Below are 235 nucleotides of genomic sequence, written 5' to 3'. Positions count from 1 at the left end.
CAAGGGCGACCCGCTCTACTCCGCACGCCGCACCCTGCACACCGGCACAGACCTCCTCACCGACAAGCAAGCCGCCCGCCTGAGAGCGCTGTTCGCCGACGAGGCCCACGTCGAGGTCGAAGCCACCTGGGGCATCTACCAGCGCATGATCACCGCCTACCGCGAAGAGGACCGCCGTCGTGGCCGCGAGCTGATGGTCAAGCTCATCGACTCCCTCAGCGCCGGTGTCCCGAAG

Annotated in this window: 1 protein-coding gene; it reads left to right on the top strand. The window is 68.1% G+C overall.

Annotation, left to right across the window (positions count from 1 at the left end; translation table 11 throughout):
• On the top strand, nt 1-235 hold a 235-nt coding region (locus ACYQ0U_RS22890), incomplete at both ends, for a transposase (protein WP_459976181.1).

It is taken from the genome of Nocardioides pyridinolyticus (genome assembly GCF_054653575.1).
This window is presented reverse-complemented; position numbering and strand designations above follow the sequence as displayed.